Source organism: Paenibacillus sp. FSL H8-0104 (genome assembly GCF_038050215.1).
Lineage (GTDB): Bacteria > Bacillota > Bacilli > Paenibacillales > Paenibacillaceae > Paenibacillus > Paenibacillus amylolyticus.
On record NZ_JBBOTC010000001.1, the window covers coordinates 6,655,249 to 6,674,881 of the forward strand.

The window sequence follows — 19,633 nt, forward strand, 5'->3', positions numbered from 1 at the left end:
TATCGGGTAATTTATAGTGAGGTGATGTGAGATGAATGAACGGAAAAAGGCCATAGAGACGTTATTCTTTCAGGATGACGGTGTAATTCCCAATCATCCGACCCTGCCTGTGCTTTTGTATAAGAATGTATGGGCTGAAGAGGCCCTTCACGCAGAATCGTTGCTGAACCGTAATGGATGGGGAAATAGCTGGTTGAATGGTGTGTTCAATTATCATCATTATCATAGTAATGCTCATGAGGCTCTTGCTGTGGTGAGTGGATTCGTGAAACTGATTTTAGGCGGAGAAAATGGGCAGAAAGTTTACCTTCAAACAGGCGACGTTGTCGTGCTTCCCGCTGGAACAGGGCATAAACGTCTGGAGTCCAGCAGTGATTTTCGTATTGCCGGTGCTTATCCGGGCGGCATGAGTTACAACACACGCACAGGTGAAGAAGGCGAGCGACACAAGGCTCTTCAGGAAATCCAAAAGGTTCCGATCCCGCGGACTGATCCGGTCTATGGGCAGCACGGACCGCTACTAGAAATCTGGAATGGGCAGAAATCATAACAGATATGGAGATAATCAAGAAGCATGTTATTGGACAATGCACAGGAGAAGTCGTTCCAGTAATCAAGCATGAAAAATAGACTGTTCCCCGGACAAGTAGGAGTCATGCCGGAGTACAGTCTATATGTTTTTTCTAATTTCTAATCTATCGCACGCCAGCAAATTTTAGTTCCGCTCCATACTCGCAAGTCGGATACTGTAGTACCTCATCGCATGTGGCCTACCTTCCATCCCAGGTAATTTGTAAATACCAAACAAATATACCACTGTACCCCGAAACTAGGAGGAGATCGATTTTCCAGAGGGTTGATTCAGATTATTCAGCTCTTCACCATCTGACGATGACCGGGTAAAGTGTCGCTCCAGTTTGCGGCTTGCCCACAGGGATACCGCAATGAACAGTAATACGCCTACCCAGCGTATTGGGTGCTCCAGAAATTGTTCCACATTGGAACCGATATACGTAACAGAGAAGATCATGATCGCTTTACCACAGCCCACCGCAAGCAGGAAAGATAATAATCGCATTCGCGCGATACCTGCCGCCACATTAATAATGACAAACGGACCTACCGGGAAGATACTCAGCAGAAAAACATAACTGAATGCATTCCTTCGAATCCATACCATGCTGCGTTGCACACGAGGTTTGCGTGCCCATCGCTCTACAAAAGCGGATTTCCCAATCTCCCGTACGATCAGGAATGTAACAGTGCAACCGAGCACCATGCCGATCCATGAATATAAAAACCCTGCCCACAGACCGTATACCGCACCGTTCACGCCCACAATCAACAGCGTTGGAAGTGGCGGTACAAATGATTTCATAAACGTAAGCAAAATTCCCGGTAACGGGCCCAGGGAGCGAAACTTCTCTAGCCAGAAACGAATATTTTCTTCCGTAATATAGGACATAATGTCCAATGCTGCCGGGGTCATCTGCATCCATCCAATCTATACAGTCTACGTTCTCAGGTTTGATGTTCACTATACATTTCATCATTCATATGGATGATGAAGCTTCTTTAGTAACTCCCTCCCAGTATAACGTACATCTTCGATGAACACCGTTGTCAATTTGAAGAAATTATTGCACGGCAAACTCACTTCCCACTCAAATCACAATTAAATCAAAAAAGCACACCTAGACCTCTGTGGTCTTGGTGTGCTCTTTATATCGAAACCCCGATCCATCTTCGGGGGCATATTATCCTTCTTCCAGCTGCGCTTCCTGCATGGCCAGTTCAATCAATTCTGCCTGATGGGCAGCATTCCATTCGGGAATACCGGAATGCATGAACTCTTCGGCATCCATCGCTGCTTTGGACTGGTTGCACAGATTACAGGCGCAGACACAGTTGAGCGGAGTGGTATGTCCACCTTTGGCACGCGGCAGCAGATGGTCAATCGTATCTCCATACGATCCACAGAAGTAACAGGTGTAGTGATCCCGAGTCAGAATATACCGCTTGAAATCCTTGTTGCTGAACAATCGGCGAATCGTGTACCGATTCACCACCACAGCGGCTTTTTCCTTCACTAGCGTGACCGCAAGCTCCATGTCCACTTCCTGATGCCAGCGTCTGCCCTTGTCCGTCTTCCCCCTCATCCGTACCATGCCTTGACGGTTGGTCCGGAGCGAAGCCGGATCTTCCGGGTCAATGGCCACCGGGGCCGACGGGGTCTGGCGGCGGGGACGGCCATCCGTGCCAGCCCCGTGGCTACGGCTGGCATGCGCGGGTCGCTGCCCAGATGCAACGCGGGCAGCGTCTTCGCCGTTCGCCTTGGGCGCACGCTCTTTGCGCGCCTGGCGCGGCTTGGACCCTGGCGAGCCAGGCTGGCGCACGGGCGCAGGAGGCCCTGCCTCCGTAGCGGCCCCCGGCGCTTGCCCAGGCTCGCGCCCGGTGGCGGCAGGCTGTGCCTCCGCCGCCGTAGGCGCAGCGACCGTGGTGGCATCGCCACGGTCGCTCAGGGCCGGCGCATGGGCCTCAGCAGCTACGCTGCGGGCCTGCCCTGCGCCGGGCGCGAGCGCGGCAACACGCTTGCGGCGCCGCTTGCGCTTGCGTTTGGCTGCGGTCGGTTGATCCGCAGCCATGGGCTCTGCTGCCGGGCCTTGCGGCTCAGCGGGCAGCAGAGCCTGGTGGGCCGCCGCAGTCTGCTCGGCGGCCTGCACTGCAGCGGCTGCTCGCGCGCCAGCCCGCTGTGCACTGCCTTTCTCATTCGCAACAGCATGCCCCTGCGAATGCCCTTCTTCCCCACGCCAATGCTCACCTAGCTGTGGCTTATCTCCTACCTCACCCGCCAAACCATCATGCTCCAGACTTGTCTCTCTCAGCTCATTGCCCGTCATGCTCTCTGATCGCTTGCTCTTCCTCCGTCTTCTCCTCTTCTTCCGTATACCCGAAGAAGAGGGTGGAGAAGCCACCAACTCAGCGCGTTCATCGTCATTCGAAGAACTTGAGTCTACTGATGGTTGAGACACCAGAATTCTGTCAGACTCAGCCAACGTAGCAGATCCTTGCTCCATACCATGGGAGGTACGACCTACCTCATCTCTCGCAGATGCAGAGCGTCTGGCAGTAACAGCACGTGTCTCCAAACCATCCCGTTGATGCTCGATCCGTTCATTCGTTCGTCCGCTCACGCTTGAACCTGACTCGTGGTCAGCCTGTCCACCAAGTTGGCGACAGCTGCGGCAGGCTCCACGCCTGGCTCCGGGACCTGCCCGCTTTCCGGTTCTGCGCCGGAATTCGGACATCGGCCGCTGTTGTCCGCAATACATACACGTTTTGCTCAGTCGCGCTTCTTGTTCCGTCTTTCCTTGCCGGAAAGGGGCTGGACCCGTCTCCATGTTGTCACCTCGGTTCCGTATGAATCCGGTTTCTTTCTATTGTATCACATCTGCTCGTGAACACCCTCATGGCCATAGGCCTGATAATCTTTCGAGTTGTACTCCTGTGTCTGTTCACTGCATTCGTGAAGAATGTGTTCCACATATTCCAATATATCCTGCATCGGTCTCCCGCATTTTTCGCATGTTGTCATTATATTCACCTTAATCCTGTTATCCATAATGTATTATCGTTCCGCCTTATGATTACCCCTCATACATGAAAAAGAAACACTCGTTCCCCATATTACACATATCTGCATACATCAAAAAAACCGCTTCCTGCTCTCCCCTAAGGTCGACCAAGAAACGGTTTATTATTCCTATGTTGGAAATACATCTTATCAAACGTCCAATTGCCCCGAGTTCTGTTGTGGGACGAGACGTGGTTTGGGTTTTGGCAGATTGCCAAAGATGACCCATGCATATGGAACAAACCTTGCCGTCAATCCAACGACGATCCACGAAGCGATCAGAGCTACACCGAATCCTCCGGCATACCACAGATGCACTAACCAAGAAACACCTGTTTGCGGTGGAAATTCACGATACACCAGCAGGAAGAAGGGATGGATCAGATAGATGCCAAAGGACAATGCCCCAAGCCGATTCAGCGGCTTGACGATGAGTGAAGGCCCTTTGCGATAGAGCAGATAGGCAATCTGGATAAGCACCAGTGCACAAGCAAAGGTATGCACATTCCAGAAGAATTCATACCACAGTGTGTTATACGTTGCGATCTTCAGACGCAGCAGGTAATAGATATACACATGGCCAAGCCCAGCAATGATCCATACCGCCCAGAGCAGAATCCATGAAGCTACGCGTCCTTTGGTTGCATTGGCTCGACTGATAACAAACCATTGCTTGATTTTAGGGAAGTACACTCCGATAAAAGCACCTAGCATGAAATAGGAGAAGTACGAAAACGCCCAGCTTCCCTTGTTGGGCACCTGGAATCCATATTTATTACTTACGATGAATGCCCATTGAATCAATAGTCCAATCGGAACAGACCATTTCACCACAGTAGGATATTTCTTAAGCAACCATAACACCAATGGGAATAACAGATAAAATTGCATGTTAATAAACACAAAGTACAGATGTGTATATGCCTTACCTGTAAACAATTTCGTGATAAAACTTACTGCCGATTCGCCGAAAGGTCGGCCCTGATAATGCGTGAAATGTAGCAAAACAAAATACATCAATGAAAACAGGAAGTACGGAAGCAAAATATACACAAATCTTTTCTTGTAAAAGTTACTCACAAGTTTCTTATCCAGCGGACGAGAATAATAGTTATAGAACAGCACAAAACTGCTCATAAAAATAAAGGTTGGCGTACCATATTTCATAAAGATATTAATAAAATTGTACAGCCAGTAGTAGCCTGAGCCCGTCATGTCCACCGTTGCATAGGACGTGGAATGCACGCTGAGTACGCCGATAATTGCCAAGGCACGAACCAGGTTCAGCTCTGGAATTCGCTCTCTTTTCAGTGTTTCACTCATTTTAAAATTTCTCCTTAATGTGTTCGTCAATATGTCAGATATGACTTAATACAATAAAGCTCTCTATCTATTAAAAGCCATAATGCTTAAGAAGGGTAGTCCAATTTCTTAATAATTCCTAAATTTTCAACACATTTCACACTATTTTCATGTCTATATATGTAAAAAAGACCGCGAGTACGCGGTCTGTGTAACATCCTGCTCTCAACCAAATGAATATTGGATCAACCGGATGAGAATGGTAAATTTGGGTTTGGGCATGCATCCCGCCCTGACTGAGTCTACTTCGCACGACTCGCCAGAATCTGTTTATACACGTCAATAGCTGCCTGTCTCGATGCCTTCATATCAACAATGCCATCCTTGCGCGGCTGATGGATGTCCTTGCTATGCAGATCCTTCAATTCAGGCAACCACTTGCGAATATAATCACCTTGCGGATCATATTTCTCGGATTGCGTTACCGGATTGTTCACGCGAAAATACGGAGCCGCATTCTCACCAAGCGAGGCACACCATAACCAGTTACCACGGTTTTGAATGTTATCATAGTCACTCAACTTGCGCCTGAAATAAGCTTCGCCCAAGGTGAATGGGCACTGCAGGTTTTTGGTGAGAAACATCGCCGTGAGAATCCGCAGCCGGTTTGGCATATGTCCGGTTTCATTCAGTTCCGTCATCGCTGCATCAATAATCGGAATGCCTGTCTCCGCCTTGCACCACCGTTCAAAGTGATCATCATGGAGAGCCGAGAGATCGTACACCTTTTCATATGTAAAATAGTGACTCTCATAGACCGCTCGATACAGATAGAAGTCGCGGAAGCACAACTGCCTGATCCATTCCCCAGCCTCAACTGCGCGACTCGCCGCATCATACATTTTGCGAATGGATACAGCCCCCACAGCTACGTAAGAACTGAGATGACTTGGCTCGTACGCCTCATATTCATCCCGATGATCCCCATATTCAGCAATTCGATCCGACAAAAATTGATCCAACAGCAGATGCGGGTCCTCGTCATTCGAACCACTGCCCTCCAGCAACTCCGGAGATACCTGCATTGCATCCGGCCATTCAATCTGACGATCACTCACCTTCAACTCTGCAATCGTTGTTGCCGAAGGAGGGTTGGGATGTTCATTCATGAATTCCACCCACCGCCGATGGAAAGCCGCAAATACCTTATATGGCTCCGACTTGCCTGTAAAATTGGCAAATCCATTCAGATCCATCAACAGATGATCCGTCAGTTGTGTGAATGTAACCTCGTGCGCCTCACTAACTTTGCGTATGGCCCTATCCCGCTCGATTGCATATGGCGTCATGTCCCGATGGACCACAATCTCGTTAATCTCACCTTCGAATTCGTTCAGGATGAAATCAACTACTTCAGCCGGTTTGCCATAAGCAACATGCAGTTTTCGTTTGGCTTCAAGATACTGTCTGCCTAAATCCGCTGCGTGCTGCCTGAAATTCACACCGCTGTGTTCCTTCTCTCGGCCTTGCCGCAGGAGGAATGAATCATAGATGAGAACATGCACACTCTCTTCTTGGTGTTCCCGCAAATAATCGAATGCGGCCAGATCATCCGTACGCAAATCTTTGCGGTGTATGAATAGCTTCATGCTCACCCTCCTGTCTGAACTTACATTACATACGTTTATTTGTCCGTCAGGTTCTGATATAACCTGCTTGTTTCGGGCTCGGGCTGATACCCCAGATCTTCATTTAATGTCAATGTAAATGAATGATACAAACGAAGTATGCCTTGCTGATCATCCATGGATGCATACACTTCCATCATGAGTCGGCAGATCTCTTCCGAATAAGGCTCCCGTTCCTGTAATATCGTTAATTGCTCAATCGCTTCCTTGCCACGACCATGCTCCATGTCCCATCTCGCGATATCCATAACCAGCGCTGTGTACTTGCGTCTGAGTTCCCTTGCTTTGGCCTGTGCCCAATGATAATCATGCTCTTCCAGATAATCGCCACGATAAAGCGGTATCATATGCCTCAAGTCATCGACATTGTCGGATGTGATGACGTGGTAAACCATGGATTTTTCAAATTGATCCACATCACTTACCAGATTGCCTGATAACAGACGATAACGGTTCATATTATACTCCAGCTTGCCTGTCATGTTCCATTCCTTAAGCAGCTTTCGAATCTGGTACACGGAAGTATGTAGGTGGGTTAATCCCTTTTCTTGGGAAACATCACCCCATAGCTTATCCAGCAGAATCTCCTTGCTTACCCATTCTTCCCTGTGATGAAACAAAAAAGCAAACAATTCCTGTGATTTGGTTGTGCGCCACTTATGTTTCTTGGCACCCTGATCTAAACTTCTGTAGATATCCAGATGTTTGAACGTAAGCAGCCCCGGAACTTCAGTATCCAACTCCACAGGTACGGGTTCCGATCCCTGTACCTCGGCGGTGGCTGCAACTTGAGAATTATGCGACATTATGCCCGCGATTCGATCAACGGTTTTGGCCAATCGGGTCGAGCTGACCGGTTTCAGTACATAATCCAGTGCATGCAGCTCAAATGCTTCCACTGCATGGTCCGCATAAGCCGTAACAAAGATAATACGAATACTCTGATCCAATTGCTGTATATATTCAGCCGCTTCCAGGCCATTCATCTCCGGCATTCCAATGTCCAAAAATACAACATCTACACGTTCCTTTGCCAGAAAATGCAGACCATCACGAGCTGTTGAAAAACATTGCACGGGTGTAATTCGTCCGTCCGTTCGTAGTAGTCGTTCCAGATGAAGCTGCGCTGGCTTCTCATCATCGATCACAATGGCTCTCACCGTTCTTTCAGCCTCCTGCCATGAAAGATTCAATAGGAATACCGATTTTATCGGCACCCCCTAGTCTGTTAACCATAATTGCTTCACTTGGCACACTAATTGGAATAATCCACCTTTTGCACGGGGATACGGAATCGGATCTGCGTGCCTTTACCCACATGGCTATGAATCTCCAGCCCCTGACCATAGAGAGACATCAGGCGACGGTTTATATTTTGCAGCCCCACACCTCCCGGACCTTCGGTACGCCCAGACTTGACCTGAGCCATACGCTCAGGAGGGATACCTACACCATCATCCTGGACCTGTACGACTACATGCTCGCTCTCTTGGAAAATCCTAAGATGAACTGTCCCGCCGGCTGCCCGCTCCATCACGCCGTGACGAATGGCGTTCTCCACAAGAGGCTGAATACTGAGAGGTGGCAGATACAGATGTACGTCCGATTCCACCTCATACTCAACCACCAGTCTTTCCTCAAATCTCGCCTGTTCCAGATGCACATAAGACTCCACCAATTCCAGCTCTTTGGTCAAAGGAACAAGCTGCTCCCTGTTCTGGAAGTCAAAACTTCCGCGCAGGTAATGACTCAATTCAATCAGCAGATCGGTTGCTTTGTCCGGATTCACTGCACAGGTTGCGATAATAACATTGAGTGCATTATATAGAAAGTGTGGCTTGATCTGGGCCTGCAAAAAGGCCATTTCGGTCCGAATAGCCTCCTGCACAGAACTCCGCATCTCAATTAACGTCCGAACTCTGGCGCGCAATTCACCGGCATCCACCGGTTTGCTCAGGAAGTCATTGGCTCCCGCCTGAAATCCGTGTTTGATATCCTCAGGTAACCCACGGGCGGTCAGCATCAGAATCGGTAACTCAGACAAGGAACTGTGCTCGCGCAGTTTGCGACATAACTCAAGCCCGGACATCTTAGGCATCATCCAGTCCGTAATAACAAGATCAATGGACGGGAACTCCTCGCGGAGTTTCAATGCAGTGGACCCGCTGTCCGCTGCAATCACACGATACCGCTCCGTCGATAACAGGTTAAGCAATACCTGTCGATTCACGGGGTCATCGTCTACAATCAGAATCGTATGCTCCGCTTCCGTAAGATCATCCTGCTCATCTGACTCTCTTGTCACAAGCTCCTTCGCCCCTGCCCCCTGTGCAGCAACATATCGGGCGGCAGCTGGTTTCGAATGAGTTTGCAAAAGTGGCATCTTCATAACAGGCAGGGTGAAATGAAAGGTCGAACCTTGCCCCGGCTCCGATTCAACCCAGATCTCACCACCGCCAAGCTCAACGAGTTTTCGCGTAATACTCAGACCCAGTCCGGTTCCATTATTCAATCGCTCAATCGTGCCGTTACTCTGCTCATACGCCTGGAAGATATCCTCCTGTTTGTCCAAGGCAATGCCTACCCCTGTATCAGCGACCGATACCTTCACCCAGTCCCCTTCAACGCTGGCGTACAATCGAATCTCACCCTGCTCAGTGTACTTATAGGCGTTACCCAGCAAGTTATACAGAACTTGCCTTAGGCGATCTTCGTCTGCCTCAACAAGTGGCAAGGACTGGGGCCATTGTTGAATCAATATAACCGGCTTGTCCTCAAACGTGAAACCCGAGACTTCAACCACAGTACGAGCAACGGATTCCAGATCGACAGCTACCCGTTTTAACTCGATCTCACTATTTTTTAATTTGGCAAAATCCAAAATATCGTTAACCAGCAGTGAAAGGCGCTTCCCGGTTGAAGTAATCATGGAGAGATTTTTCGCTTGCTTGGGCGTGACTGCTCCAGCCGCCCCTTCCAGCATGGATTGTGCAATATTAATGATGCCATGCAGGGGAGTTCGTAGCTCATGAGACGTATTCGCCATGAACTCGTCCTTCAGGCTGTCGATGGCCAGCAAACGCTCCGACAGAGCTTCCACGTCTCGGAATGATTGTGCAAAGCGGATTGCGGTCACAATCATCTGGGCAAATACAAATAATAAAAGTTCAATCAGCGCAAAGAACGCTGTGTCTAGGGTAGTGAACGCACCAAGCGTATATAACACAACAACCATGAGTATGCTCATCATACTCACCAGTGCAAAGTGGCTGTCATTCGGCCGTCCTTTCAACCAATAGAAAATGGCTCGCAGCGTATAGAACATGACAACAAGTGAGATCAGCAACATGGGAAGCTCAAGAGACGAGAAAAGCGTTGGAGGAAGCGTAAGACCCACAATAGTCTGGGTAACGATTAGCACTACAGCCAGACGTACAAACCACTGATGAACTGCTCCTGGTACACGGGCATCCATATACCGAAGCAAAAAATAATAGGCAAAGGCTGAACTAAGGAGCTGAATCCGAAGTATCTCATTATTGGTCAGGAACGGTACAAACGTACCCAGTAACTTCTCCCCATGTGTCAGAGCGTACACCGCACCAGAAAGGCTGAATAATCCGAGAAAACGAAGCTCCTTCTCCGTACGTCGTAATCTGAACAGAAGTAGAAAAAAGGCGGCTGGCAAGATAAAACCAAATAAGGCCATCAGATCCTTGAGCCAACCTTGTTGCTGGCTTTTCAGAATACTATGCTCGTCTCCAAACAAAATGGGCGCTACAATGCCCCCAGACGAGTAACTATAATTTGATACTTGAATGATAATGTCAGCCGTATTGCCCTCAATGGACGTGAATCCTGTAAAGGGTAGATTTAATTGTATATCTGCTGCCTTGGTCTTTCCTGGCAAGCCTTTGCCGCCAATCTCTTTCCCATCGATAAATACCCGGTGGGCCATGCGTATATTCTGTGTGCGTATACCATAATCATTTTTCATCGTCCGGGGTGTAAGCTGGACTTGCAAATGATAGGTTCCATACCCATGCGCTTGCCCCAGAGATTTGTTCCATCGGGCCGGAACCTGAGTGCCAGAGGAAGCCGGCAATGGCTTGCGACCGGATACACTTGCTTCAATATCTGCCGGGCTCAGCAACTGCCCAGGGTAGAAATCCCAGATACCCTTTAGAGACGCTACACCCTTGCGATCAAAGTCCCATTGGGTCAGGTCAATTTTCCCATCTGAAGCTTGAGGGTTAATCCGCTCGCTAATTAACGTCTGGGCGATCCAACCCAGTGGAACAATGACAATACATATGAAGCTTATGGTCAGCATAATCCAGTGTTTTCTCATCTATTTATTCCTTCCATCCACAATGGCGAGAGACGTCTAATTTTGTCGATTTATCACTATAATTCATGTTACACGTTTCTGGTGCTCACGGAAATAGTTTCCGTATCATAATCGGTCAAATTCGTTATAATTTGACCGATTTCTATCTTTTCCACCAGCTCTTGGTACACCAAGGAACCCCAGGCCGAATTTCACCGGAAAGAACGGGCGAAATGACCTGGGGTTGATTGAATGAGGATTTATTTAACAACTTGGGCAAGCTTCTGAACGATTCCGGCCCATCCCTGTTCCATACGTTCGCGTACGATAGCGTGGGCCTGTCCAAACTCGGTCAGTTTATCCGCATCCCAACCGCTGTGAATCAGTGTGAAATCCGTACCTTCGGGCTGTTCATTCAGTTGGAACGTCAACGTCCAGTCCTTACCCCAGCGGAATGACAGCTTGTGCAGCGGAAGAACTTCCGTCACCTGACATGGTGATTGGCCGAAGGGGCCTGCTTCCAATATAAACTCGTGACCTTCCACGGGTTCCAGATTGCCTGGCATGAACCAGGTTCTCAGTCCCTGCTCGGTCGAGACCATCTCCCACACTTTCTCTACAGGTGCATGGAGCATAAGTTCCTGCCGGATATCTGGCAGTGCACTTGATGATGAATCCATTCGAATCACCTCCTTATACATTTCATTTCGTATAACTACCCGAATAGAAGTTGACCTCCGCTTTATCCCCACCCTATAATTGGAACATATTACATAAAAGGTGCGTGATTCCTATGATAGTCTGCTCTGAAAAATCCAATTCCAACCGTTGCCGGAAGGGATAATCCTGCTCATTCCCCTTCCACGTTTTTATTTTAATACATTTACATGTGGGGGACACCTATACTATGTCATTCAGTTATTACGGTCCATTATGCACCGCCGTTTATGATCTCACGAAACCTGTGGGACACTCCTTGGGAGGAGACATTGAATTCTATCGCCATTATCTTCAGCGCTGCAATGGACGTATCCTTGAAGCCATGTCAGGATCAGGCCGAGTGCTCATTCCTTTGCTTGAAGCAGGCTTGAAGGTGGATGGAATTGATTATTCAATGGATATGATTGACTCTTGCCGTTCTCGTTGTATGGAACGGGCATTACCCATGCCTGAGCTGTTCGTTGCCGATCTGGAGAAGCTTGACCTTCCATATCGATACGAGGCAATTATCATTCCCGGAGGTTCTCTGCTCCTCATCCAAGACAGACAGGCGTCGATTAACGCATTACGTAATCTATTTCAGCATTTAGAACCCGGCGGCAGGCTCGTGTTTGATCTGTTTCTGCCCGATGTGACACAACCCTCTTCTGTAGAAACATCAACCGTTTCATTACCCGATGGTGATACGATCACGGTAGAAGTGAAAACCATTGAAGTGAACCTTCTACAACAGTACAAAGTGAGTCTGATCCGCTACGAACAATGGCATCAGGGTGCTCTTGTTGCTACAGAGCTGCAACAACTTACCTTGCGTTGGTACGGCATAGAAGAGTTACGCCTAATTCTCGAACACATTGGTTTCTCTGACATTAAAGTGTACGCCGACTTTAACCCGGATCAACCACCTACACAGTCGAATCAAAAATTCGTCTATGAAGCGACTCGAAGAGCGTAGCCATCCGTAATTGGATGGATATGCTGATGCTTCTCACTATAAAAAAATTAGGCCACAGCAAAGGTTATCCCCTGCTGTGGCCTATTTTACTATATAAAATTTGCAATAACATTTACATGAGAACGCAGAGGGCAGAAATAGCCTGAAGAAGCGGAGCTACAAGCTTTCTGCAAGAAAGCTACATCGAAAGCATACACTTCGCCTTTATCCTCAGATCGGAAGGTTATTCTGTCATCGGATTGGTAGGTGTAAATGTTATTGCAAGTTAGTATCCACGAGAATATTGCTCTGCAATGGCTGCTTGATCCTTGCTGACACCCAGTTCCAGAGCCGCATGGTTCGCCCAGTACGGATCACGCAACATGCCTCTACCAACCGCGACCAGATCCGCATCGCCGTTGCCAATAACCGCCTGAGCCAACGCTGCATCCTCCAGCATACCCACTGCGATTACAGGAACGTTCAGTTCTTCACGGAAGCGACGGGCAAACGGTACCTGATACCCCGGATAGTTCCCCGGTTTCCGCTGTCCGGAAGGACCTTCGCCACCTGAACTGATATGGAACATGTCCACGCCTGCATCTTGGTAGGCACGAGCGATATTGATGGTGTGGTCGATATCGTATCCACCATCCGCGTATTCTACAGCCGAAATCCGCAAAATCAGCGGCATATCTGCTGGCATTTCTTTTTTCACTGCACGAATGACCTCAACGCCAAAACGGGACAGATCCTGCCCATATACATCCTCACGATGGTTCATCAGCGGAGAATGGAACTGGTGGATCAGGTATCCATGTGCGCCATGCAGCTCAATGGTATCCACTCCAGCCTGTACTGCGCGGCGAACACCGTCTGCGAACTTTTGCACCATGGCTTCTACTTCTTCCGTACTTAACGCGCGTGGTTCCTTGTACTTTTCTCCCGGGAATGTAACTACCGATGGGGCAACCGGCTGCGGAGCATCCTCTGCTTTTCGTCCCGCATGTGCGATCTGAATAGCTACTTTGGAGCCGTAGGCATGGATTCCATCTACAAGTTTGGTGAAGGCAGGCACATGCTCATCTGACCATATCCCCAAGTCATTATCGGTAATACGTCCATCCGGATCTACATCGGTCATCTCGATTACAATCAGTCCTGTTCCTCCAACCGCACGGCTCACATAGTGAACCTGATGCCAATCGTTCGGAATGCCATCCTTCGCAGTGACAGAATATTGGCACATTGGTGCCATGACGACACGGTTATTTAATTGCAGGCTCTTGAATTGATAGGGCGAAAATAATTGTTCAGTCATTAATGTTACATCTCCTGTTCCATGATCATGATATATATGAAGATATATATGAACCCTTACTTATTTGTCTAAGTCCGAAAACAGTTTTCCGTTCTTGCCGTAATTGTCCTTCTCCAAATCCTCAATGAAGATAAAGACTTTGCTCGGATCAACATCCAGTGTCTCACAGGCCACCTGAGTCATACGTTCAATCAACTGACGTTTCTGCTCGACCGACTTGCCTTCCAGTACCTTAACCGTGATAAATGGCATGTCTTGAACACATCCTTTCTTCATCATTTATTATGAACCTCAGTTATAGAAATACAAGTACGTACATTTTTGTGACCTAGTACCCTTTTTGATACCTAGTCATCCTCCTATTTCGGTTTTGCCCCATTCTGGAAATGACTGCAAAACATGATATGATAACCGTAGAGAACCACAATAATTACTATACCCAATTTACATAAGTTGTGACTAACGGTTACACGATAACGGAGAGGGCAGAAATAACCTGTAGAAGCGGAGCTAAAAGCTTTCTGCAAGAAAGCTACATCGAAAGCATACGCTATCCTCAGATTTTCACCTTTGTAAAAGTGGATCAAAAAATTTGGGGATAACAGCGATCAGAAGGTTATTCTGGCCTCGTAGTGGATCAGTGTAAAACAAGTTGCTCAACTTATATACTACTCAAGCTAGGGAGCGATAATAGATGAAAGATATTTTAATTCAAAGACTGAGTACTTATGTTCAGATGGATACCCAATCCGATGAAAATAGCGAGACATGCCCTTCCACACCCGGCCAATTGGCCTTGGGCAAACTGCTCGTTGAAGAATGTACCTTCATTGGTCTGCAAGATGTGACGATGGATGAGAACGGTTATGTCATGGCTACACTGCCATCCAATACCGACAAGGATGTTCCCGTAATTGGTTTCCTGGCTCACCTCGATACAGCGACCGACTTTACTGGCAAAAATGTCAAACCACAGGTTATCGATAACTATGATGGTGCTGACATTGTGCTGAACTCGGAACTGGATGTCGTACTGTCCAACAAGGATTTCCCAGAACTGCACGAGTATAAAGGCCACACCCTGATCACAACCGATGGTACAACATTGCTTGGTGCAGATAATAAGGCAGGTATAGCCGAGATCATGACGGCGATGGCCTATCTGATTGAACACCCGGAAGTGAAACACGGTAAGATTCGGGTTGCTTTTACCCCGGATGAAGAGATTGGCCGTGGACCGCACAAGTTTGACGTAGCTGCTTTTGGAGCCAAATATGCTTACACAGTCGACGGTGGACCACTTGGTGAGCTGGAATACGAGAGCTTTAACGCAGCTGCCGCCAAAATTACCGTACGAGGCACCAATGTGCATCCCGGAACAGCGAAGGATAAGATGGTGAACTCTCTGAAAATTGCGATGGAATTGAATCGACGCCTGCCTGTGGAGGAAGCTCCTGAATTCACGGACGGTTATGATGGTTTCTATCATCTATTGTCTTTGGAGGGTGACGTTGAGCTGACAAAGATGAGTTACATCATCCGTGATTTCGACCGGGAGAAGTTTGAAGAGCGCAAAACAAATCTGCTCCATATCGCAAACGAACTGAAGACCAAGTACGGAGAGAAAAGCATCACGGTTGAATTGAATGACCAGTACTATAACATGCGCGAGAAAATTGAACCCGTACGCCAGATCGTCGATATTGCCCATGAAGCCATGACCCGACTGGACATCGAACCTGTTATTCGCCCCATCCGGGGAGGAACGGATGGTTCCCAGCTATCCTATATGGGCATGCCAACACCAAATATCTTCACTGGTGGTGAGAACTACCACGGCAAATTCGAGTATGTATCGGTAGACAATATGGTGAAGGCCACCCGTGTTATTGTAGAGATCGCTCAATTGTTCGAAGAACGCGGAGATATCTAATCCACTTGAAGTGCAGAGCAAAAAGGGCACCCCTTGGTTTATTCGTGAGGGTGCTCTTTGTTGTGCCGTATTGTATTTTATTGTGTCGCGTCATGTCGCTTAGATATACAGGCTTGGTCTTACTTTTAAAATACTATCACTCATATATATTGCCTCCTGCGATGACACGCAACTGTTCCAGATCACAGATCACTAGCTTTCGCTGCACTTTGCGAATAATATCTCGATTACACAGATCTTGAACAACTCTATTAAGATGTCTATAGCTGGTGCCCAGCATATCGGCCAGTTCGGTGAGCTTGGAGGTCTGGATCTCTTCCGAAGAAGACTCGTCCTGGCCCATTGTGGACAACAGATAGCTGGCAAATCGGCTCTCGACTGGATATAACATATTCAGACTCGACAGGTTGGAAAAGGTATACAATTTGTGCGTAACTTGACTCAGCATAAAGTGGAGAAACTTAGGGTTCTCTGCATACGTATTCTGGAGAGCGCGATAGCTGATACCCAGCAGCAGGCTTTTGCTCACAGACTCTACCGTATTCATAGCCTCCTTGCCATTTACCAGTTCCAAATCTCCCACAAGCGCAAGTGGTGTACTGAAACGAAGTAACAGAGACTTGCCGTTAGGCAGGGTGGTATAGATCTTGAGCTTGCCCTGCACGAGAAAATACAACCGCTCGGGTCGTTCACCTTTGGCACATATCATCTCGCCCTTCGCAGCCTCAAGTAGTCGCAACTCAGCGAGCGCAGGCTCGTCCAGCACCTGATCCAACCCATTCTCACGGGCGAGTTGCCGCACAAGTCCAAAGTCCATAATTTCTTTCATTCCGACTTCCCTCCGTTGCCCTATATAATGTACACAAAAGGACACATGTCCTATATTTGATATACATTCGTACAAATATCTTGATATAAAAATAGTTACAACTAACACTTATATCCAATAAATCATTTTAGATGGGAAATATTTTAAAATTTAATCATAAAATGTTCATTCTTTCATGCAAAATGCCGTTCACGAAAAGTCATTTCCGTCCGATGAAAGATAGAGCATTCCATAGATCGTTAAAAATAATACACTCAAATATTGAAAGGATGGTCCTCTTCCATGAACGTTGTAGATGCCCTGCTTAAAGTAATGCCTTATATCAGCCTGATCCTCAGAGAACCAGCTAGTTTAACTCTTTACGATCACGAAAAAGTATTAGATGTCATTATGACAGATAAATTTGATCTTGGTTTTGAAAAAGGAATGTCACTCTTGGAATCGTATCAAAACTTTGCCATCTTAAAAAATGGAAGAGAAGCGACCCTTGCTACTCTCTCCAAGGAAGTTTATGGTATCGAACTGGATATTCTGAACATTCCGATCTTTGATGATCACCAGAAAGTTGTTGCTGTTTTCTGTGTATCTTACGACCAATCTAACCAGAACCAACTTGAAGACATTATACAAGAAAATCAAACCATCAATGGTAACCTCGTTGATATGGTGCAACATGTCGCCGCTCATGCCGAAGAACTGCAAGCAACCAGTGAGCAGATCTTGCAGAACACCAGACTTGCTGTTCAGAACTCTTCCCAAATCAACAAAGTAGCCGGGTTCATTCGTGAAATCTCTGAGCAAACCAACTTGCTTGGCCTGAATGCCGCTATTGAAGCCGCTCGTGTTGGTGAAGCTGGTGCCGGCTTCGGTGTGGTTGCTTCCGAAGTACGCAAGCTCTCTGTGGATGCCAAACAAGCTACAAGTGACATCGATACCAGTCTGAGAGATGTACAACAGGTCATCAAACAGATGGAAGTTGAAGTCTCCCAGATTGCAGCCTCTTCACAGGAACAAGCAACGCTTGTATCCTCCTTTACGGATGTGATTGAGCAGCTTAATGAAACAGGGGAGCGAATGAAAGCTCTGTCCGAACAACTGATCAGCTATTCCGTTAAAAATTAATCAAATATATCTTTGATGAACTTTGGCTAGTGCAAAGATACATTTTATATGCAACAAACAGGACTCGGGTTGCCCATGATGGATAATCCAAGTCCTGTTGTTTGTTGTGCCCATTTTATATAACCAACTACGTTCAGATAAAACCTTAATTGGCTACATGTATTGATTTATCTCCAATCACTTCTTCTTCCGACTGCCAGCATTCCACTTCACCCGGAATATGAATCCGGTCCCGGGTAAAGACGGGATCACGTCCTTCAGCCTTCTGTTTTTTGTAGTCCTTCAACGCTTCGAAAGTCACCTTGGACAGCATCAGAATTGCAATCAGGTTCACCACCACCATGAGCCCCATGAACAGGTCAGCCAAATCCCATACCAGCTGCACTTTGGCTACCGCACCAAACACCACCATCGCGATAACGCAAATGCGGTATACCCACAGCCAAACTTTGTTGGATTTGATAAACTCAATGTTGGTTTCTCCATAGTAGTAATTTCCGATTAGTGTACTAAAGGCAAACAGGAACACCATAACCGCCAGGAATCCCGATGCCCATGAACCAATATGTACACTTAATGCAGCCTGAGTTAATTCAATGCCACCCAGATTGGAACCTTTGTATACCCCGGATAGCAAAATAATCATGGCTGTGCTTGTACATATCACTAACGTATCTGTAAGCACGCCAAACGCCTGAATAAGTCCCTGTTTCACCGGATGGGTTGTATCCGCCGTTGCAGCAGCATTCGGGGCGCTACCCATGCCCGCCTCATTGGAGAACAATCCGCGTTTCACACCGTTCATCAGCGCAGCGCCTAACGTTCCGCCAGCCACCTGTTCGATGCCAAAGGCATTTTTGACAATCAACGCAATCATGGCCGGAAGCTGGGTAATATTCGCAAGCACCACAAAAGCCGCTACCCCAATGTACAATACAGCAAGCACAACAACGATGTATTCCGATGCTTTTGCAATCCGTTTGACACCGCCCATAATAATTCCTGCAAATATCACAGCCATAATGATACCCACCGTTAACCGATCCGTGCCAAATGAGTTCTCAAATGCAACAGTAATCGTATTAGACTGCACCGCATTAAAGACCAAACCGAATGAAAGCGTAATGAGAATGGCAAATAAAATCCCCATCCAGCGTTTGCCCAACCCACGTTCCATATAATATGCAGGACCGCCGCGGAATCCGCCCTTATCCTTCACTTTATAGATCTGAGCCAACGTACTCTCCACAAAACTGGAGGCTGACCCGATAATCGCAATGATCCACATCCAGAATATAGCACCAGGTCCACCCAGTGCGATCGCCAGTGCAATACCGGTAATATTCCCTGTACCTACACGGGCCGCCATACTAATACAAAACGCCTGAAAAGGTGAAATTTTGCCTGGTTCCTTGCTTTTTGGCTCTCGAAGCACCTTTACCATATCTCCAATCATGCGGAATTGCATGAATCGGGTCTTGGTGGTGAAGTATATACCACATACTACCAATAATATAATTAACACTTTGGACCATAGAAAATCATTGAAAATGACGACAATATCTTGTATTGTTTGCTCCATCGGTATGCCCCTTTTTATGGTGTATTTCAAGCACAGAGATGGTTACGCGAAAAGTTTGTACCATTCTGCACAACACTAGCCCCGGACTTCGGGATGTTACTTATACTACAAGAACATCTACGAAAAACGACAAATACCTACATGCAATTCCTACATTTATTTTAAAAATGGGCTTTGACTGCCCAATCATTGTCATTTAACCTGACATGTCAGGTTCTATGCAAGAAGGAAAGGAACG

15 protein-coding genes are annotated in these 19,633 nt (G+C 47.4%); 4 read left to right on the forward strand and 11 right to left on the reverse strand.

Features of this window, described 5'->3' with window-relative positions; translation table 11 throughout:
* The first annotated feature begins 31 nt into the window (after window positions 1–31).
* Window positions 32–550, forward strand: a complete 519-nt coding sequence (locus NST38_RS29215) for a cupin domain-containing protein (RefSeq protein ID WP_076251900.1) — start codon at window positions 32–34, stop codon at window positions 548–550.
* A 279-nt stretch (window positions 551–829) separates the two neighbouring features.
* On the opposite strand, the gene NST38_RS29220 is transcribed toward NST38_RS29215, so the two are convergent.
* The 7 genes from NST38_RS29220 to NST38_RS29250 form a co-directional block, all read right to left on the reverse strand.
* The gene (locus tag NST38_RS29220) at window positions 830–1,489 is read right to left on the reverse strand and encodes a TVP38/TMEM64 family protein (RefSeq protein ID WP_083684553.1); all 660 of its coding nucleotides are present in this window, start codon (window positions 1,487–1,489) and stop codon (window positions 830–832) included.
* Window positions 1,490–1,757: 268 nt separating this feature from the next.
* Window positions 1,758–3,401, reverse strand: a complete 1,644-nt coding sequence (locus tag NST38_RS31700) for an HNH endonuclease (RefSeq protein WP_370511429.1) — start codon at window positions 3,399–3,401, stop codon at window positions 1,758–1,760.
* A 383-nt stretch (window positions 3,402–3,784) separates the two neighbouring features.
* Window positions 3,785–4,957, reverse strand: a complete 1,173-nt coding sequence (locus tag NST38_RS29230) for an acyltransferase (protein WP_076251904.1) — start codon at window positions 4,955–4,957, stop codon at window positions 3,785–3,787.
* 281 nt (window positions 4,958–5,238) lie between these two features.
* On the reverse strand, window positions 5,239–6,585 hold the full coding sequence (locus NST38_RS29235; protein WP_076251906.1) for a cryptochrome/photolyase family protein: 1,347 nt from the start codon (window positions 6,583–6,585) through the stop codon (window positions 5,239–5,241).
* Window positions 6,586–6,620: 35 nt separating this feature from the next.
* Complete coding sequence (locus tag NST38_RS29240) at window positions 6,621–7,784, reverse strand: response regulator (RefSeq protein ID WP_076251907.1); 1,164 nt, start codon at window positions 7,782–7,784, stop codon at window positions 6,621–6,623.
* Window positions 7,785–7,879: 95 nt separating this feature from the next.
* A complete protein-coding gene (locus tag NST38_RS29245; protein ID WP_076251909.1) occupies window positions 7,880–10,975 on the reverse strand; it encodes an ATP-binding protein in 3,096 nt (1,031 codons plus the stop codon).
* A 239-nt stretch (window positions 10,976–11,214) separates the two neighbouring features.
* Window positions 11,215–11,634, reverse strand: a complete 420-nt coding sequence (locus NST38_RS29250) for an SRPBCC family protein (RefSeq protein WP_036612128.1) — start codon at window positions 11,632–11,634, stop codon at window positions 11,215–11,217.
* Between the two features lie 227 nt (window positions 11,635–11,861).
* Between NST38_RS29250 and NST38_RS29255 the strand changes: the two genes are divergently transcribed.
* Window positions 11,862–12,629 carry a class I SAM-dependent methyltransferase gene (locus NST38_RS29255; RefSeq protein ID WP_076251911.1) on the forward strand — a complete coding sequence of 256 codons (768 nt, stop codon included), beginning with the start codon at window positions 11,862–11,864 and terminating at the stop codon, window positions 12,627–12,629.
* 265 nt (window positions 12,630–12,894) lie between these two features.
* Here the strand turns inward: NST38_RS29255 and NST38_RS29260 are convergent, their stop codons facing one another.
* Together NST38_RS29260 and NST38_RS29265 are read right to left on the reverse strand one after the other, a co-directional pair.
* On the reverse strand, window positions 12,895–13,929 hold the full coding sequence (locus tag NST38_RS29260; RefSeq protein ID WP_017691643.1) for an NADH:flavin oxidoreductase/NADH oxidase: 1,035 nt from the start codon (window positions 13,927–13,929) through the stop codon (window positions 12,895–12,897).
* Between the two features lie 60 nt (window positions 13,930–13,989).
* A complete protein-coding gene (locus tag NST38_RS29265) occupies window positions 13,990–14,181 on the reverse strand; it encodes a tautomerase family protein (RefSeq protein ID WP_017691642.1) in 192 nt (63 codons plus the stop codon).
* A gap of 442 nt (window positions 14,182–14,623) precedes the next feature.
* Here NST38_RS29265 and pepT point away from each other — a divergent pair, with 442 nt between their 5' ends.
* The gene (gene pepT / locus NST38_RS29270; protein ID WP_076251912.1) at window positions 14,624–15,862 is read left to right on the forward strand and encodes a peptidase T; all 1,239 of its coding nucleotides are present in this window, start codon (window positions 14,624–14,626) and stop codon (window positions 15,860–15,862) included.
* A gap of 136 nt (window positions 15,863–15,998) precedes the next feature.
* On the opposite strand, the gene NST38_RS29275 is transcribed toward pepT, so the two are convergent.
* Window positions 15,999–16,691: a Crp/Fnr family transcriptional regulator gene (locus tag NST38_RS29275; protein ID WP_076213954.1), complete on the reverse strand. Its 693-nt coding sequence runs from the start codon at window positions 16,689–16,691 to the stop codon at window positions 15,999–16,001.
* 663 nt (window positions 16,692–17,354) lie between these two features.
* On the opposite strand from NST38_RS29275, the gene NST38_RS31705 reads away from it, so the two are divergent.
* Window positions 17,355–17,813 carry a methyl-accepting chemotaxis protein gene (locus tag NST38_RS31705; RefSeq protein ID WP_223200021.1) on the forward strand — a complete coding sequence of 153 codons (459 nt, stop codon included), beginning with the start codon at window positions 17,355–17,357 and terminating at the stop codon, window positions 17,811–17,813.
* 145 nt (window positions 17,814–17,958) lie between these two features.
* Here NST38_RS31705 and NST38_RS29285 read toward each other — a convergent pair whose 3' ends face one another.
* On the reverse strand, window positions 17,959–19,395 hold the full coding sequence (locus NST38_RS29285; protein WP_076251914.1) for an alanine/glycine:cation symporter family protein: 1,437 nt from the start codon (window positions 19,393–19,395) through the stop codon (window positions 17,959–17,961).
* Between the last annotated feature and the right edge of the window lie 238 nt (window positions 19,396–19,633).

Coding starts and splice junctions, on each gene's coding strand:
- NST38_RS29215 (WP_076251900.1), top strand. CDS start 32: ATGAATGAACGGAAAAAGGCCATAGAGACGTTATTCTTTCAGGATGAC.
- NST38_RS29220 (WP_083684553.1), bottom strand. CDS start 1,489: ATGACCCCGGCAGCATTGGACATTATGTCCTATATTACGGAAGAAAAT.
- NST38_RS31700 (WP_370511429.1), bottom strand. CDS start 3,401: ATGGAGACGGGTCCAGCCCCTTTCCGGCAAGGAAAGACGGAACAAGAA.
- NST38_RS29230 (WP_076251904.1), bottom strand. CDS start 4,957: ATGAGTGAAACACTGAAAAGAGAGCGAATTCCAGAGCTGAACCTGGTT.
- NST38_RS29235 (WP_076251906.1), bottom strand. CDS start 6,585: ATGAAGCTATTCATACACCGCAAAGATTTGCGTACGGATGATCTGGCC.
- NST38_RS29245 (WP_076251909.1), bottom strand. CDS start 10,975: ATGAGAAAACACTGGATTATGCTGACCATAAGCTTCATATGTATTGTC.
- NST38_RS29250 (WP_036612128.1), bottom strand. CDS start 11,634: ATGGATTCATCATCAAGTGCACTGCCAGATATCCGGCAGGAACTTATG.
- NST38_RS29255 (WP_076251911.1), top strand. CDS start 11,862: ATGTCATTCAGTTATTACGGTCCATTATGCACCGCCGTTTATGATCTC.
- NST38_RS29260 (WP_017691643.1), bottom strand. CDS start 13,929: ATGACTGAACAATTATTTTCGCCCTATCAATTCAAGAGCCTGCAATTA.
- NST38_RS29265 (WP_017691642.1), bottom strand. CDS start 14,181: ATGCCATTTATCACGGTTAAGGTACTGGAAGGCAAGTCGGTCGAGCAG.
- pepT (WP_076251912.1), top strand. CDS start 14,624: ATGAAAGATATTTTAATTCAAAGACTGAGTACTTATGTTCAGATGGAT.
- NST38_RS29275 (WP_076213954.1), bottom strand. CDS start 16,691: ATGAAAGAAATTATGGACTTTGGACTTGTGCGGCAACTCGCCCGTGAG.
- NST38_RS31705 (WP_223200021.1), top strand. CDS start 17,355: ATGGTGCAACATGTCGCCGCTCATGCCGAAGAACTGCAAGCAACCAGT.
- NST38_RS29285 (WP_076251914.1), bottom strand. CDS start 19,395: ATGGAGCAAACAATACAAGATATTGTCGTCATTTTCAATGATTTTCTA.